Origin of the sequence: Salinivibrio proteolyticus (genome assembly GCF_027286365.1) — a bacterium.
Classification (GTDB): Bacteria; Pseudomonadota; Gammaproteobacteria; order Enterobacterales; family Vibrionaceae; genus Salinivibrio; species Salinivibrio proteolyticus.
This window is the reverse complement of record NZ_CP114584.1, coordinates 2,498,906-2,515,635: the sequence shown is the minus strand read 5'-3', so window position 1 is coordinate 2,515,635 and position 16,730 is coordinate 2,498,906. Positions and strand designations below refer to the sequence as shown.

Below are 16,730 nucleotides of genomic sequence, written 5' to 3'. Positions count from 1 at the left end.
ACGATTTTTAGAAAACGGGTCTGGCTGTCTAGACTACGGAAATCCACTTTTTTTGTATGGAGTGCTTAAATGACTGATGTCATTCGTCAGTTTCTAAAAATGGAATCTGCAGGAGGTATTGTGCTGATTATTGCGGCTGTGCTAGCGATGTTCGTGGCGAACTCGGATCTACAGCCTTTATATGACAGCACGCTTCATACCTACGTTGCAGGTCTGTCCGTGGGTCACTGGATCAACGACGGCCTGATGGTGATTTTTTTCCTGCTGATTGGTTTAGAAGTTAAACGGGAATTAATCGAAGGGGCGTTAAACACCAAAGATAAAGCCACTTTCCCTGCCGTTGCGGCGGTGGGCGGTATGTTGGCACCCGCGCTGGTTTATCTAGCGTTTAACTGGGGTGACCCGCTTGCTGTGTCCGGTTGGGCGATCCCAGCAGCCACTGATATTGCCTTTGCCTTAGGTGTATTAGCGCTGTTGGGGAACCGTGTCCCTCTGGCACTTAAAGTATTCTTATTAGCACTGGCGATAATCGATGACTTGGGCGTCATCGTGATTATTGCTCTGTTTTACAGCAGCGACCTTTCCATGATGGCGCTCGCCAGTGCCTTTGTCGCAACCCTAGTGCTGGTTGGGATGAATATGCGCAAAGTCACCAATATTGCTGCCTATATTGTAGTGGGTTTGGTGCTTTGGTTCAGTGTCTTACAGTCGGGTGTACATGCGACACTCGCGGGTGTGGTATTAGGTTTTGCGATTCCGTTGAAAGGCAAAACAGAGGATGCGCCGTCACCACTGAAAAAGCTCGAACATGCATTGCATCCTTATGTATCGTATCTGATTCTGCCGATATTTGCGTTTGCTAATGCCGGCGTCTCGCTCGATGGCGTCTCGCTAGCAAGCTTGACCGAAATGCTACCTCTCGGTATCGCATTAGGTTTGTTGATTGGTAAACCGCTCGGTATCTTTACCTTTAGTTGGGCAGCCGTAAAACTTGGTATTGCGAAAATGCCGGCAAGAGTGACATTCTCACAAATCTTTGGGGTGTCCTTACTGTGTGGTATTGGTTTTACCATGTCGATTTTCATCTCGTCACTGGCCTTCGTCGGTGTGAATGGTGAGTTCGTCACATTCTCTCGACTCGGGATCTTGATAGGATCAACCTTGTCGGCAGTGATTGGCTACTTGGTTCTGCATTTTATGTTGCCGCCAGCCAGCGCCTTTGAAGAAGGAGACGAAGATGAAGAAAATGGAGTTAGCGTTGATTACTAGTCTGTTGGGTGTCTCGGGAACGGCGCTTGCGGCCAATTATGAGACATATTGCCAAGGCAACAACGACAACAGCCAAGTATGCGAGGCCTACCTTGCAGGTGTCGAGGACGGCAAAGCGGCGGCGTCCGCTGATGCAGAGTCTACGCGCGCCGCGGATAGCTCAAGCTTCTCAGAGCGAGCATTAGAGCATCGCGCCGGTGAGCGCGTGAGAAAGCCGCTGGATAAAGACGATATGAAAAACTAACCCATTCATTTCGCTTGAAGGCGCCAAGTTGGCAGCGTAAGCTGCTGGCTTGGCGTTTTTTTATGGCAAGTCATGGCGCATCTTAATTACAACCACCTTTACTATTTTTGGATGGTTTGCAAGCAAGGCTCGATTACCAAAGGTGCCGATAAGCTTTGCTTAACCCCTCAAACGGTCACTGGGCAAATCCGAGCACTCGAGCAACGACTTAATGGGAAGCTGACTAAGCGAAACGGCCGGCATGTTGAGCCCACAGAGTTGGGGCAGCTGGTGTTTCAATATGCGGATCGTATGTTTGGTTTGAGCTACGAAATGCTCGATATCGTTAATTACAGTCAGCAAGAGAATATCCTATTTGACGTCGGTGTCGCCGATGCATTATCCAAGCGGTTAGTCAGTCAGGTGTTACTCCACGCAGTACCTGACGATAACGCAATTCATTTGCGCTGTTTTGAATCGACACATGAAATGTTGTTAGAGCAACTGTCCCAGCACAAATTGGATATGATTTTGTCGGACTGTCCGGTTGATTCGACGCAGCAAGCGGGGTTATTCAGCGTCAAACTGGGCGAGTGCAGTATGAGCTTGTTTGCCTCTCACCCAGATATATTGGCCGATATACCGCTCGCCACACTGCTTGCGAACCAGAAATTGTTGATCCCAAGCCGCGCGACAGCGATGGGTCGCAAACTGATGCAGTGGTTTGATCAACAAGGTATTGTTCCCAATATTTTGGGGGAGTTTGATGACTCCGCGTTAATGAAAGCGTTTGGGATCAACCATCAGGCATTGTTTATCGCTCCCAGCACCTATGCCAATGAAATCAGTGGTGTCGGTAATGTTGCACCGATTGCAAACCTGGAGACGGTCAAGGAAGAGTACTATGTGATTTTTGCTGAGCGAATGATTCAGCACCCCGCCGTCAAACGGATTTGCGAAGCTGATTACAGCCACTTATTCGTTTAGTTACAGGCTTGTGGTGAGATCGTGCTAGACTCGAGCAAGGTGGTAACAATTGAAGTGGAAGTCAAATGGATTTAGCCCAAATGCAACAAAACGGGCCGAAAGCGGTAAGCTTGCTGAAAGCCATGGCAAACGAAAAGCGTCTGTTTATTCTGTGCTATTTACTACAAGGCGAACTTTCGGTTGGACAGTTGGTTGAACGGGTGCCTTTGAGCCAATCGGCCTTATCCCAACATCTTGCTTGGTTACGTAAAGACGGTTTGGTGGATACACGAAAAGAGGCGCAAACGGTCTATTACTCGCTGAAAAGTGAAGAAGTGAAAGCGGTGATCCAGCTATTACACGATCTGTATTGCGGTGATTGATAAAGCACATCAATCAACGCGCAATAAAAAAACCGGCCGAGGCCGGTTTTTTTATGCATGATGCAAAGCAAAAAAGCTATTACAGCGCTTTGATTTGTGCTGCGAAGCTTGCTTTGTAACGTGCTGCTTTGTTCTTGTGGATCAGGCCTTTGGTGGCTGAACGATCAAGAATAGGCTGTACTTGCGCAAAAGCAGCAGTTGCCGCTTCTTTGTCGCCTGCAGCGATAGCAGCAGCAGTTTTCTTCATATAAGTGCGCATCATAGAGCGACGGCTTGCGTTGTGCTGGCGACGCTTCTCAGATTGGATCGCACGCTTCTTAGCAGATTTGATATTCGCCAAGGGTCTAACTCCCAAATCTTTTGTTCGGTGACATTTCAAGGCGGAGGACTATGCCTCTTTTTGCCTCTATTGTCAATTCATTTGTGCAAATATCCGCCGCCCCAAGGTAGTGTTGGCGCTGCGGGGTTATCACGGTTAATATGGCGGCTGATTCTATCAGCATTTCAGGCTCTACGTCACCTTTATTTCCGTTTTGCATGCCATTAGCACTTGGCCTGCATGAGTGAGCGAGCATCAACACGCATGGGGTGGCACACAATAGAGGCACGTGTTTTCAAGAGGTAACCGTGAGTAAGCGACTATTACGCTCTGGGCTAATCGTTAGCACCATGACACTGGTGTCCCGCGTGTTGGGGCTGGTGCGGGATGTGGTGATTGCCAACTTGATGGGGGCAGGGGCTGCCGCCGATGTGTTTTTCTTCGCCAATAAAATCCCTAACTTTCTGCGTCGTTTATTCGCAGAAGGTGCGTTTTCACAGGCCTTTGTCCCCGTATTGACTGAGTATCAGGCGCTGGATAAAGACGATAATCATCGAACACAATCTCGCGAGCTGGTTGCCAACGTTGTCGGTACCTTGGGTGGGTTAGTGACGATTGTCACCCTGCTCGGTGTCATTGGCTCGCCTGTGTTGGCGGCGTTATTTGGGACCGGTTGGTTTGTCGACTGGTTGGATGGTCGCCCTGACGGGGCCAAGTTCGAGTTAGCGAGCTTGATGCTGAAAATCACTTTCCCGTACTTGTGGTTTATTACTTTCGTGGCACTATCGGGCGCCATCCTAAATACGCTTAATAAGTTTGCCGTATCGAGCTTTACCCCTGTATTCCTCAATGTTGCGATTATTGCCGCGGCGATTTGGCTGTCGCCCTATCTTGCACAGCCTGAAATCGGTTTAGCGGTCGGGGTCTTTATTGGTGGATTGGTTCAGTTGCTGTTTCAGCTTCCTTTCTTATCGCAAGAGGGCATGCTGGTAAAACCCAAGTGGGGATGGCACCATCCTGGGGTGGTAAAGATCCGCAAACTGATGATCCCGGCTCTTTTTGGGGTCTCGGTGAGCCAGATTAACCTATTGTTTGATACCTTCATTGCCAGCTTTTTGATGACAGGCTCCATCAGTTGGCTGTATTACTCCGATCGTTTACTCGAGTTTCCGTTAGGCTTATTTGGCATTGCCATTGCGACCGTGATCCTGCCGGCGCTTTCCCAGCGTCATGTCGATAAATCGCCCACCCAATTTGCTGCGACCATGGATTGGGGAGTGCGCATGGTGTTGTTGCTGGGTATTCCTGCCATGGTGGGGTTGATTTTGTTAGCAAAGCCGATGCTGATGGTACTCTTTATGCGAGGCGAGTTCGGTGTTGAAGATGTGCAGGCGGCCAGTTTATCGCTGGTGGCCTATGCCTGTGGATTGGTCAACTTTATGTTGATCAAAGTCCTCGCGCCCGGTTACTACGCACGACAAGACACCAAAACACCGGTGAAATTTGGTGTGATTGCCATGATAAGCAATATGGTGTTTAACGCTATCTTTGCCTATTTGTTCAGTTATGTTGGCCTTGCGATTGCCACGGCGTTATCGGCACTGATCAACGCGGGCTTGCTTTATCAAGGCCTACACCGTGCTGGTGTTTACCGTTTGTCTCGAGCGACGGCTTTATATATTGGCCGTTTAGTGGTTGCGGTAGCAGCAATGGTGGCGGTGTTAATGACACTGATGCCGACATTAAATGGCTGGGTCGAGATGTCACTGTCGATGCGCAGCATGGTGTTGGCAGGACTGATCCTCGGTGGCAGTGTGGTGTATTTATGCACCGCACTATTATGCGGTGTGCGACTTGGTGATATTCGTCATCGCGGGTAATTCAAGGGTCGGATGTGAATCCAGGGCTGATTGCCAGCCCTGACTAGTATATAATCCGCCAGTTTCAATAGTTCAAATAGTCAGCAGGCGATGGAATTAATCCGAGGTATCCATAACATACGAGCGCGCCACCGAGGTTGTGTCCTGACCATCGGTAACTTTGATGGTGTCCATTTGGGACATCAGGCGGTGTTGCGCCAAGTGGTGGAAAAGGCCCGAGTGCTGAACCTACCTGCGACTGTGATGTTGTTTGAACCGCAGCCGTTAGAGCTGTTTAAAGGTGAAAAAGCGCCGGCGCGCCTGTCGAGGTTGCGAGATAAATATACCCAGTTAGCGAAGCTGGGCGTTGACCGCCTGCTGTGCGTGAATTTCACCCCTGCATTTGCGGCCATGAGTGCTGATCACTTTGTTGACCGCTTGTTGGTCGAACAATTGGGTGTTAAGTTTCTGGTAGTCGGCGATGACTTTCGTTTTGGTTTGAAGCGAAGCGGTGATTTTGCGCGCCTCGCACGAGCAGGTCAGGAACATCACTTTGATGTGGTCAGTACCGAAAGTTTTTGCGTTAGTGACCGCCGAGTGAGCAGTACGGCGATTCGCGATGCGTTAGCCGCAGGCCATCTTGCCGAGGCGGCGGACATGTTGGGGCGACCTTACAGCATCTGTGGGCGTGTCGCGCATGGGCGTAAGTTAGGGCGCACGATTGGCTTCCCGACCGCCAATGTATTGCTAAAACGCCGCGTTTCCCCGGTTTCAGGTGTGTATGCCGTACAAGTGGAAGGCGCCGTGACCGGACAGCGGTTACCCGGCGTGGCTAACGTTGGTGTACGGCCGACGGTCGACGGTGTACGCCAGCAGCTCGAAGTCCATCTATTTGATCAATCAATCGATTTATATGGCAAACAGTTGGAAGTTTATCTTTTGCATAAACTTCGCGATGAAACCAAATTCGCGTCTATTGACGCACTAAAAATGCAAATTCAACGAGATGCATCAGCTGCGCGTGCGTGGCTGGCTGATGTGAATAATGTCTAGAGTGTAACCTCCATACGGAATCAATAATCAATGAGTGACTATAAAGATACCTTAAACCTGCCGGAAACTGCGTTTCCGATGCGAGGTAATCTTGCTAAGCGCGAGCCTGATATGCTCAAGCGTTGGTACGATGAAGATCTGTACGGTGCTATCCGTCAAGCGAAGAAAGGCAAAAAAACATTTATTTTGCACGACGGTCCTCCGTACGCGAACGGCAACATTCATATTGGTCACTCAGTTAATAAAATTCTCAAAGACATTATTATTAAATCAAAAACGCTAGCGGACTACGACGCACCGTATGTACCTGGCTGGGATTGCCACGGCTTGCCGATTGAGCTGATGGTAGAGAAAAAAGTCGGTAAACCCGGTCAAAAAGTCTCAACCGCTGAGTTCCGTGAAAAGTGCCGTGAATACGCTGCCAAACAAGTGGAAGGTCAGAAAGCAGACTTTAAACGTCTTGGTGTTTTAGGTGAGTGGGACAAACCTTACCTGACCATGGACTTCAATACCGAAGCTAGCATCATCCGCGCGTTGGGTAAAATTGCCGCCAATGGACACTTGCACAAAGGCTTTAAGCCGGTGCACTGGTGTACGGACTGTGGCTCGGCCTTGGCAGAAGCTGAGGTGGAATATCAAGATAAAACCTCGCCATCGATTGATGTGATCTTTCGTGCGGTTGACGAACAAGCACTGATCAGTGCCTTTAGTCTTGCTGGTGATCATCAAGGTGAAGGCGAAGTGGGTGTGGTGATCTGGACTACGACGCCTTGGACCTTGCCCGCTAACCGTGCGGTGGCGGTGGCCGCTGACCTTGAATATGTTTTAGTACAAGTTGAAGGCGAGCAACCTAAGCGCCTTATCGTCGCGGCCGAACTGGTCAAAGAGGTGATGGATCGCGCGGGTATTGAGCACTACCACAACCTCGGTTTCTGTAAGGGTGACGCGCTTGAGCTGAAACGCGTGAAGCACCCATTTTACGATTTTGATGTGCCAGTGATCTTGGGTGATCACGTCACGACAGAGTCGGGTACGGGTGTGGTACACACCGCACCTGGCCACGGCCAAGAAGACTTTGTGGTCGGTCAAAAGTACGATCTTGAAGTGGCAAACCCAGTGGGCAGTAACGGGGTCTATTTGCCGGATACCCCTCTGTTTGCCGGCCAACATGTCTTTAAAGCCAATGACAGTGTGATTGAAACGCTGAAGGCGCATGATGCTCTGCTGCATCACCATGCCTATGAGCACAGCTATCCACACTGCTGGCGTCACAAAACGCCAATCATCTTCCGCGCCACACCGCAGTGGTTTATCTCGATGGAGAAAGCGGGTCTGCGTGATAAAGCGTTGCAAGAGATCAAGAACGTTGATTGGATCCCTGAGTGGGGCCAAAACCGTATCGAGTCGATGGTAGATGGTCGCCCTGATTGGTGTATTTCACGTCAACGTACCTGGGGCGTGCCGATTGCGCTATTTGTTCACAAAGAAACCTCAGAGCTTCACCCAGACACGCTGAACTTGATTGAACAAGTTGCCGCACGGGTTGAGAAAGCGGGTATCCAAGCTTGGTGGGATCTGGATCTGAATGAACTGTTGGGTGATGACGCTGAACAGTATGAGAAAGTCCTCGATACACTGGATGTTTGGTTTGACTCTGGTGCGACCCACTACGCGGTAGTTAACCAGCGCGACGAGTTTAACGGCCAAGAAGCGGATATGTACCTCGAAGGGTCAGATCAGCATCGTGGTTGGTTCCAGTCTTCGCTGATGACCTCGGTGGCGATCAAAGGCAAAGCACCGTATCGCAAAGTGCTGACTCATGGTTTCACGGTTGATGGCAAAGGCCGCAAGATGTCGAAATCACTGGGGAACACTGTCTCGCCGCAAGATGTGATGAACAAACTGGGCGCCGATATCCTGCGTCTGTGGGTGGCGTCAACCGACTACACCGGTGAGATCACGGTATCGGATGAGATCCTAAAACGTAGCGCTGATGCGTATCGCCGTATTCGTAATACTGCACGCTTCCTGCTGGCAAACCTGCATGGTTTTGATCCTAAGCAAGACAGTGTCGCTGCCGATGAGCTGGTGGCGGTCGACCGCTGGGCGGTTGGGCGTGCATTAGCCGCACAACAAGAGATCACCGAAGCGTTTGAAGCTTGCAACTTCCATCAAGTCACCCAACGCTTGATGCAGTTCTGCTCGATTGAGATGGGCTCTTTCTATCTGGATATCATCAAAGACCGTCAGTACACGGCGAAAGCGGGGAGCCACGCGCACCGTAGTTGCCAAACCGCACTGTTCCACATTGTCGAAGCGCTGGTACGTTGGATGGCACCGATTATGTCGTTCACGGCAGACGAGATCTGGAATGAAATGCCTGGCGAACGCGGCAAGTTTGTGTTCACCGATGTCTGGTATGACGGCTTATTTGGCTTAGAAGACGATGCCGTGCTCAATAATGCATTCTGGGCAAAACTGCTGGATGTGCGTGCCGCGGTGAATAAAACCCTCGAGCAGGCCCGTAATGACAAGGTCATTGGTGGTTCACTTGAAGCCGAAGTCACGCTATACGCGCCGGCGGAGTTTGCGCAAAAGCTGCAAATGATGGGCGATGAGTTACGCTTTGTGCTGCTGACCTCGAAAGCGACAGTGATCGCTGGTGAGGCGCCATCCTCTGCGACGCAAACGGATGTCGAAGGGCTATCTGTTGACGTTGTGGCGTCTGAAGCGAAAAAATGTGACCGCTGTTGGCACCATGTTGCTGATGTGGGCACGATCGAAGGACACGAAGAAATTTGTGGCCGCTGTGTGACTAACATTGCAGGAGAAGGCGAAACTCGCCAATTTGCGTGATGACCTCTCACTCACTCTCGCAATCAGGATGGCGCTGGCTTTGGCTGGCGCCTCTGGTTTTCGTTTTAGACATTGGCAGTAAGTGGCTGGTGATGAACACCATGGGCTATGGTCCCGCGAACCGCATTGAATTACTGCCGTTTTTTAATCTTACCTACGTCCATAACCATGGTGCGGCATTTAGCTTTTTAAGCGATGCAGGCGGTTGGCAGCGTTGGCTTTTTAGCGTTATCGCGTTAGGCGTGAGCGGCTTGCTGACATACTGGATGCGAGTGACACCGGCAAGTAAGCGCATGCTCAATATCGCCTATGCCATGATTATCGGCGGAGCATTGGGTAACTTATTTGACCGCCTCGTTCATGGCTATGTGATCGACTTTCTCGACTTTTTCATTGGCAATTCACATTGGCCGGCTTTTAATCTTGCTGACTCAGCCATTTGTGTTGGCGCCGTTTTAGTGGTGCTAGACAGTTTTCGTCATGAGCAGTCATCGGCGACCTAGGGGTCGCTCGTAGTAATTAGCCCAACACGACTTTCGATAAGGACAGATCATGAAAGCGATTAGCGCATCCAGCGAAGTATTGATGCACTTTACCATTAAGCTTGAAGATGGCTCGGTCGCCGACAGCACCCACAATGCCGGAAAACCCGCTAAGTTAGTGATGGGAGACGGCAGCTTGACCGAGAACTTTGAGCGTTGTCTGTTAGGGCTGCATGAAGGGGAGCAAAGCAGCTTTACGCTGGCACCTGAAGATGCATTCGGCCAGCCAAACCCGGATAATATCCACTATATGGACCGCCGTCAGTTTGGGGGAGACACGCCTGCTGAAGTGGGTGTCATCATTGCGTTTAGCGGCCCTCAAGGACAAGAAATTCCCGGTATCGTGACCGAGGTCAGCGGCGAATCTGTGACGGTCGATTTTAATCATCCGTTGGCAGGGAAAACCGTGATTTTTGACGTAGAAATAATCAGTGTGCAATAAGGCAAAGTCATGAAGATCCTACTTGCGAATCCCCGAGGCTTTTGTGCTGGTGTCGATCGCGCGATCAGCATCGTTGAACGTGCTTTGGAAATTTATCAGCCTCCCATTTATGTGCGCCATGAAGTGGTGCATAACCGATTTGTGGTGGAAGGCCTAAAGCGACGCGGCGCGGTGTTTGTGGAACAATTAAGCGAAGTGCCTGACGACAGCATTGTTATCTTCTCGGCCCACGGTGTATCGCAAGCGGTGCGCAATGAAGCTAAATCTCGTCAACTGACGGTATTTGATGCAACTTGCCCCTTGGTGACCAAAGTACATATGGAAGTGGCGCGAGCCAGCCGTAAAAATATGGAAGTGGTACTGATTGGTCATGCTGGACACCCCGAAGTGGAAGGAACTATGGGTCAATATGCCAGTGAAACCGGCGGTATGTACTTGGTTGAAACGCCAGCGGATGTGCACACGCTTCAAGTCAACGACCCGGATAACTTGCATTATGTGAGTCAAACCACGCTGTCAGTGGACGAAACCGCTGATGTGATTGATACCTTGCGTCAGGTCTTCCCCAACATTCAAGGTCCACGCAAAGATGATATTTGCTACGCGACACAAAACCGCCAAGATGCAGTGCGTGATCTCGCCCAAAGCTGTGATGTGATGGTGGTGGTGGGCTCGAAGAATAGCTCGAACTCAAACCGTCTCCGCGAGTTATCGGAAAAACTGGGAACCCCGGCGTACTTAACCGACTGCGCGGAAGACATTGATCCGGCGTGGTTCGAGGGTAAGCACACGGTTGGGATCACCGCTGGCGCCTCGGCACCAGAAGAATTGGTTGATTTGATCATTGCCCGCGTGAAGGCGTTGGGCGCCACCGAGGTAGAAAACCTGAGTGGCCGTGAAGAAAACATGTTCTTCGAAGTGCCGAAAGAGTTACAAATTCGTGAGGTGACCTAGTTACCCATCGACAAGATTAAAGGGAAGCGAAGGCTTCCCTTTTTGTTAGCATGCTTCTGGGCCACTCTCAGCAATATACAAGCTGAAACGAACGCGCTACAGTGATGGGTTAATGGATAGGTGGCCAGCGCTGCTGGTGAAGTAGAAGAGGGGAGAACCATGGTACGTATTGCCATTGCTGGTGCAGCCGGCCGTATGGGACGCAATCTTATTCAAGCGGTTACGCAATACACAGGCGCAACATTGGGGGCGGCGAGTGAGCGGCCTGAATCAAGCTTGATTGGGACGGATGCAGGGGAACTGGCGGGTGTGGGTCGCCTCGGCGTACAAGTGGTGGACGATCTGGCCAAAGTGGCGGATGACTTTGATGTGATCATTGATTTTACCGCACCCGCGGCCACACTCGCGAACTTGGCGTTGTGCCAACAAAAAGGCAAGCAGTTGGTGATTGGAACAACTGGATTTGATGACGCACAAAAGCAAACCATCCAAGATGCCTCAGAAGCGACGGCAGTGGTGATGGCCCCCAATTACAGTGTCGGCGTGAACCTTGTATTTAAACTGCTTGAACAAGCCGCCAAAGTGATGGGTGAGGAATGCGACATTGAGATTGTTGAGGCGCATCACCGCCATAAAGTGGATGCGCCATCGGGCACAGCACTGGGAATGGGAGAAGCCATTGCCGGAGCGATGGGAAACCAGCTGAGTGATGTCGCTGTGTATGCCCGAGAAGGGATCACTGGCGAGCGTAGCAAACATGAAATCGGCTTTGCCACTATTCGCGCTGGCGATATCGTGGGGGAGCATACCGCTATGTTTGCGGATATTGGCGAGCGTGTTGAAATCACGCACAAAGCGTCAAGTCGTTCCACCTTTGCCAAGGGAGCGGTCCGTGCCGCGGTATGGCTCAATCAACACCAGCAAGGTTTTTATACCATGCAGGATGTACTTAATCTTAAATAATTATGCATCGCGCTTCGGCGCGATGTTTTTTTATCCCCCTTTCTTTTTCTCATGCAATGCACTTCATATTGTCGTAATTTTTTCTTTGTTTTCCCCTTGTTGACAGCATTTATACGCGATAACTCTTCCAGTTATGATCTTTGTTGCGCGGTAAACGTTTGCGCACGCCAGTTTTATGTTTCTCTCTCGGTTTGGGTAAAAAAGTTATTTATCTGCCAATTTATCTAGCTCTTTGGTTTAAAAATAAAGACAAGATTGTGCTTTATCTTGCTTAGGTAGCCTGTTTTTCTTGAGTGCTTAGTAAATACAATAAAAAGTAGCACGCATTATTGACAGCCAAACCTTGCATCTCTAGAATGCGCGCAATTTGTCAAAATTCAGCTTGACGTGAGTTTTGATCTTAGATGGAATACGTGAATGCAACGTTAGTCGTAAAAAGTGCATTTCTATATAACTGGAGGTTGTCTTGAGCAAGTCTGCGCTCTTAGTCCTAGAAGATGGGACAGTGTTCCACGGTACCCCGATCGGCGCTGATGGCACCGCGGTGGGAGAAGTGGTTTTCAATACCTCGATGACGGGGTATCAAGAAATATTAACCGACCCCTCTTATTCCCGTCAGATCGTAACACTTACCTATCCCCATATTGGCAACACCGGCACCAACACCGAAGACGAAGAATCCTCCCAAGTCCACGCCCAAGGCCTCGTCATTCGCGATCTTCCCCTGTTAGCTAGCAATTTCCGCAATCAACAATCCCTCTCTGATTACCTCAAACAACACAATATTGTTGGCATCGCCGACATTGATACCCGTAAGCTCACTCGTTTGTTACGTGAAAAAGGGGCGCAGAATGGTTGTATTGTGGCCGGAGAGAGCGTTGATGAAGCGCTGGCGCTGGCCAAGGCGCAAGATTTTCCGGGCTTGAAAGGGATGGATCTTGCCAAAGAAGTGACGACGCAGGAGCGTTACAGCTGGACGCAAGGGTCATGGCAGCTGCATCAAGGTCTACCAGATGCATTGCCGGACAGTGAATTGCCTTACCATGTTGTCGCTTACGACTTTGGTGCCAAGCGCAACATCTTGCGCATGTTGGTCGACCGCGGCTGCCGTTTGACTGTGGTACCGGCAACCACCCCGGCAGACGAAGTGCTGGCGATGAATCCCGACGGTGTCTTCTTATCCAATGGCCCTGGCGATCCGGCGCCGTGTGATTATGCGATTGCGGCCACCCAAACCTTCTTAGCGGAAGGCGTGCCGTTATTTGGTATTTGCTTGGGACACCAAATATTGGCACTGGCGAGCGGCGCGAAAACGGTCAAAATGAAGTTTGGCCACCATGGTGCTAACCATCCGGTGAAAGATTTGGAGCGTGGGGTGGTGATGATCACCAGCCAAAACCACGGCTTTGCCGCAGACAATGACAGCTTGCCTGACACATTACGTGCGACGCATGTGTCCTTGTTCGATGGCAGCTTGCAAGGGATCCATCATACCGAGAAGCCAGCTTTTAGCTTCCAAGGGCACCCTGAGGCAAGCCCTGGGCCACATGATGCTGCGCCCCTTTTCGATCACTTTATCGACCTCATCAAACAACACCGCGCCTAATTGGAGTCGTTGAGCATGCCAAAACGCACAGACATCAAAAGCATTCTTATCCTGGGCGCAGGCCCAATCATTATTGGCCAAGCCTGCGAGTTCGACTATTCAGGGGCACAAGCGTGTAAGGCGCTGCGTGAAGAAGGGTATCGTGTCATTCTGGTGAACTCGAACCCTGCCACTATCATGACCGACCCAGAAATGGCCGATGCGACCTACATTGAGCCGATTCAATGGCAGGTTGTGAAACACATCATCGACAAAGAACGTCCTGATGCAATTTTACCGACCATGGGCGGACAAACCGCACTCAACTGTGCGCTAGATCTCGAGCGCCACGGCGTACTCGCCGAATTCGGTGTGGAGATGATCGGCGCCACGGCAGATGCAATTGATAAAGCCGAAGACAGACACCGTTTCGATGAAGCCATGCGCAGCATTGGCCTTGAGTGTCCTCGTGCAGGGATTGCCCATAGCATGGATGAAGCCTATAAGGTTTTAGGTGAAGTCGGTTTCCCTTGCATCATCCGTCCCTCTTTTACGATGGGAGGAACCGGAGGCGGGATCGCCTACAACAAAGAAGAGTTTGAGGAAATTTGTGAACGCGGTCTCGACCTGTCCCCCACCAATGAGCTTCTGATTGATGAGTCGTTGATTGGTTGGAAAGAGTATGAAATGGAAGTGGTGCGGGATAAAAATGATAACTGCATCATTGTTTGTTCGATTGAAAACTTCGATGCCATGGGCGTCCACACCGGCGACTCCATTACGGTGGCACCTGCGCAAACGCTGACCGACAAAGAATATCAATTGATGCGAAATGCATCACTGGCGGTGCTGCGTGAAATTGGTGTTGAGACGGGCGGCTCGAACGTACAGTTTGGTATTGACCCTAAAACTGGACGCATGGTCATCATCGAGATGAACCCACGTGTGTCGCGCTCATCCGCGCTCGCATCAAAAGCTACCGGTTTCCCGATAGCCAAGGTGGCGGCTAAGCTTGCTGTCGGCTTTACCCTTGATGAGTTGATGAACGACATCACAGGCGGTGCGACTCCGGCTTCTTTTGAGCCGACCATCGACTATGTCGTGACTAAAATTCCGCGCTTTAACTTTGAAAAATTTGCCGGTGCGAATGACCGTTTGACCACGCAAATGAAGTCAGTGGGCGAGGTAATGGCTATTGGCCGTAACCAGCAAGAGTCACTGCAAAAAGCCTTGCGTGGTTTGGAAGTGGGCGCGTCAGGTTTTGATGAGATGGTGAACTTGGACGACGATGATGCCCTGACTCGCATTCGTCATGAGCTCAAAGAGCCAGGAGCAGAGCGTATTTGGTTCATTGCGGATGCGTTCCGAGCCGGCATGTCAGTTGATGGTGTCTTTAATCTGACGAACATCGACCGCTGGTTCTTGGTGCAAATTGAAGACATCGTTAAACAGGAACAACAAGTTCGCGAGCATGGCTTTGCGGGGCTCAATGAAACCGCATTGCGCCAGCTAAAACGCAAAGGGTTTGCCGATGCGCGTCTTGCCAAATTACTGGGTGTGTCTGAAATTGAAGTCCGCAAGTTGCGCGATAAATTCAACATCCATCCTGTGTACAAGCGCGTAGATACCTGCGCCGCGGAGTTTGCGTCAGATACTGCGTACATGTACTCCAGCTATGATGAGGAGTGTGAGTCGCAGCCAACCGACAAGAAAAAGATCATGGTATTGGGCGGTGGTCCGAACCGCATCGGTCAAGGCATTGAATTCGATTACTGTTGCGTGCACGCGTCACTGGCGCTACGTGAAGATGGCTATGAAACCATCATGGTTAACTGTAACCCTGAAACCGTCTCGACCGACTACGATACGTCCGACCGTCTCTACTTTGAACCTGTGACGCTTGAAGATGTACTGGCGATTGTACGTGTTGAGCAACCGGAAGGCGTGATTGTGCAATACGGGGGGCAAACGCCACTGAAGTTGGCACGTGACCTTGAAGCGGCTGGGGTACCGATTATTGGCACTAGCCCAGATGCGATTGACCGCGCGGAAGACCGTGAGCGTTTCCAAGATGCCGTACAGCGCCTAGGGCTCAAGCAGCCGGCGAATGCAACGGTGACGGCGTTAGAGCAAGCGGTTGAAAAAGCTAAAGATATTGGCTATCCACTGGTGGTGCGTCCTTCCTATGTTCTAGGTGGACGAGCGATGGAAATTGTGTATGACGAGACCGATCTGCGTCGTTACTTTAACGAAGCCGTAAGTGTGTCGCATGAATCCCCAGTATTGCTCGACCATTTCCTCGACGATGCCACGGAAGTGGATATTGATGCGGTGTGTGATGGTGAAACAGTAGTGATTGGTGGCATCATGGAACACATCGAGCAAGCGGGTGTGCACTCCGGTGACTCGGCCTGCTCACTGCCGGCTTACACCCTTAGCGATGACATTCAAGACCGGATGCGCGAGCAAGTGCGTAAGTTAGCGTTGGAGCTGGGGGTCAGTGGCCTCATGAACACGCAGTTTGCGGTTAAAGACGATGAGATCTACCTGATTGAAGTGAACCCGCGTGCCGCACGAACGGTGCCATTTGTGTCGAAAGCGACCGGTGTGCCACTCGCCAAAATTGCAGCGCGTGTGATGGCGGGCCAATCGCTGACTGAGCAAGGCTTTACCCAAGAGGTGATCCCGCCTTACTACTCAGTCAAAGAAGTGGTGTTACCCTTCAACAAGTTCCCCGGTGTTGACCCATTGTTGGGCCCTGAAATGCGTTCAACCGGTGAAGTGATGGGAGTTGGCGACACTTTTGCTGAGGCGTTCGCTAAAGCGGATTTAGCTTGCGGGAAAGCCTACAGCGAAGGGGGACGCGCACTGCTATCGGTACGTAACAATGACAAGCAACGTGTGGTCGACTTGGCCGCTAAGCTGCTGAAATTAGGGTTTGAGCTGGATGCCACTCACGGTACAGCCGTGATTTTGGGCGAAGCGGGTATCAATCCTCGATTGGTCAACAAGGTTCACGAAGGACGCCCTCATATTCTTGACCGGATCAAGAACGGTGAGTACAGCTACATTGTGAATACCACCGAAGGACGCCAAGCGATTGAAGACTCGAAAGTGCTACGTCGTGGCGCACTCGCTGCCAAGGTGAACTATACCACCACACTGAATGCTGCTTTCGCCACTTGTATGGCATTGACGGCGGCAGACATGAGCAAAGTCAATTCGGTACAAGCGCTTCATGCGCGCGTATTGAATAAGTAAACGACGACGTGTTCTTACAGACAGCGCCCACCATCCGGTGGGCGCTTTTTTTTGC

The 16,730-nt window shown here is 50.8% G+C and carries 14 protein-coding genes; 13 read left to right on the top strand and 1 reads right to left on the bottom strand.

The window, feature by feature from the left end; translation table 11 throughout:
* Positions 1-69 precede the first annotated feature (69 nt).
* The 4 genes from nhaA to N7E60_RS11780 all read left to right on the top strand — a co-directional run bounded on the left by nhaA (position 70) and on the right by N7E60_RS11780 (position 2,841).
* Complete coding sequence (gene nhaA / locus N7E60_RS11795; RefSeq protein WP_269597568.1) at positions 70-1,269, top strand: Na+/H+ antiporter NhaA; 1,200 nt, start codon at positions 70-72, stop codon at positions 1,267-1,269.
* Positions 1,238-1,513 carry a hypothetical protein gene (locus N7E60_RS11790; protein WP_269597567.1) on the top strand — a complete coding sequence of 92 codons (276 nt, stop codon included), beginning with the start codon at positions 1,238-1,240 and terminating at the stop codon, positions 1,511-1,513. Before nhaA ends, N7E60_RS11790 begins: the two co-directional genes overlap by 32 nt.
* Before the next feature lie 72 nt (positions 1,514-1,585).
* The gene (gene nhaR / locus N7E60_RS11785; RefSeq protein ID WP_077456291.1) at positions 1,586-2,479 is read left to right on the top strand and encodes a transcriptional activator NhaR; all 894 of its coding nucleotides are present in this window, start codon (positions 1,586-1,588) and stop codon (positions 2,477-2,479) included.
* Between the two features lie 65 nt (positions 2,480-2,544).
* A complete protein-coding gene (locus tag N7E60_RS11780; RefSeq protein ID WP_069586566.1) occupies positions 2,545-2,841 on the top strand; it encodes an ArsR/SmtB family transcription factor in 297 nt (98 codons plus the stop codon).
* Positions 2,842-2,920: 79 nt separating this feature from the next.
* Here N7E60_RS11780 and rpsT read toward each other — a convergent pair whose 3' ends face one another.
* Complete coding sequence (gene rpsT / locus N7E60_RS11775; protein ID WP_069586567.1) at positions 2,921-3,181, bottom strand: 30S ribosomal protein S20; 261 nt, start codon at positions 3,179-3,181, stop codon at positions 2,921-2,923.
* A gap of 287 nt (positions 3,182-3,468) precedes the next feature.
* Here rpsT and murJ point away from each other — a divergent pair, with 287 nt between their 5' ends.
* The 9 genes from murJ to carB all read left to right on the top strand — a co-directional run bounded on the left by murJ (position 3,469) and on the right by carB (position 16,675).
* Positions 3,469-5,040, top strand: coding sequence for a murein biosynthesis integral membrane protein MurJ (gene murJ / locus N7E60_RS11770; RefSeq protein ID WP_096629862.1), 1,572 nt, complete (start codon positions 3,469-3,471; stop codon positions 5,038-5,040).
* 90 nt (positions 5,041-5,130) lie between these two features.
* Entirely contained in the window at positions 5,131-6,072 is a 942-nt protein-coding gene (ribF, locus tag N7E60_RS11765) for a bifunctional riboflavin kinase/FAD synthetase (protein ID WP_269597566.1), read from the top strand.
* 30 nt (positions 6,073-6,102) lie between these two features.
* Complete coding sequence (gene ileS / locus N7E60_RS11760; RefSeq protein ID WP_269597565.1) at positions 6,103-8,928, top strand: isoleucine--tRNA ligase; 2,826 nt, start codon at positions 6,103-6,105, stop codon at positions 8,926-8,928.
* Positions 8,928-9,431: a signal peptidase II gene (lspA, locus tag N7E60_RS11755; RefSeq protein WP_069586571.1), complete on the top strand. Its 504-nt coding sequence runs from the start codon at positions 8,928-8,930 to the stop codon at positions 9,429-9,431. Before ileS ends, lspA begins: the two co-directional genes overlap by 1 nt.
* A 49-nt stretch (positions 9,432-9,480) precedes the next feature.
* On the top strand, positions 9,481-9,912 hold the full coding sequence (gene fkpB / locus N7E60_RS11750; protein ID WP_269597564.1) for an FKBP-type peptidyl-prolyl cis-trans isomerase: 432 nt from the start codon (positions 9,481-9,483) through the stop codon (positions 9,910-9,912).
* Positions 9,913-9,921: 9 nt separating this feature from the next.
* The gene (gene ispH, locus N7E60_RS11745) at positions 9,922-10,866 is read left to right on the top strand and encodes a 4-hydroxy-3-methylbut-2-enyl diphosphate reductase (protein WP_269597563.1); all 945 of its coding nucleotides are present in this window, start codon (positions 9,922-9,924) and stop codon (positions 10,864-10,866) included.
* A gap of 159 nt (positions 10,867-11,025) precedes the next feature.
* The gene (gene dapB / locus N7E60_RS11740) at positions 11,026-11,829 is read left to right on the top strand and encodes a 4-hydroxy-tetrahydrodipicolinate reductase (RefSeq protein WP_269598582.1); all 804 of its coding nucleotides are present in this window, start codon (positions 11,026-11,028) and stop codon (positions 11,827-11,829) included.
* Positions 11,830-12,295: 466 nt separating this feature from the next.
* Positions 12,296-13,435 (top strand): glutamine-hydrolyzing carbamoyl-phosphate synthase small subunit, encoded by a 1,140-nt coding sequence (gene carA / locus N7E60_RS11735; RefSeq protein WP_077456281.1) that lies wholly within the window; start codon positions 12,296-12,298, stop codon positions 13,433-13,435.
* 15 nt (positions 13,436-13,450) lie between these two features.
* The gene (gene carB, locus N7E60_RS11730; protein ID WP_269597561.1) at positions 13,451-16,675 is read left to right on the top strand and encodes a carbamoyl-phosphate synthase large subunit; all 3,225 of its coding nucleotides are present in this window, start codon (positions 13,451-13,453) and stop codon (positions 16,673-16,675) included.
* Positions 16,676-16,730 lie beyond the last annotated feature (55 nt).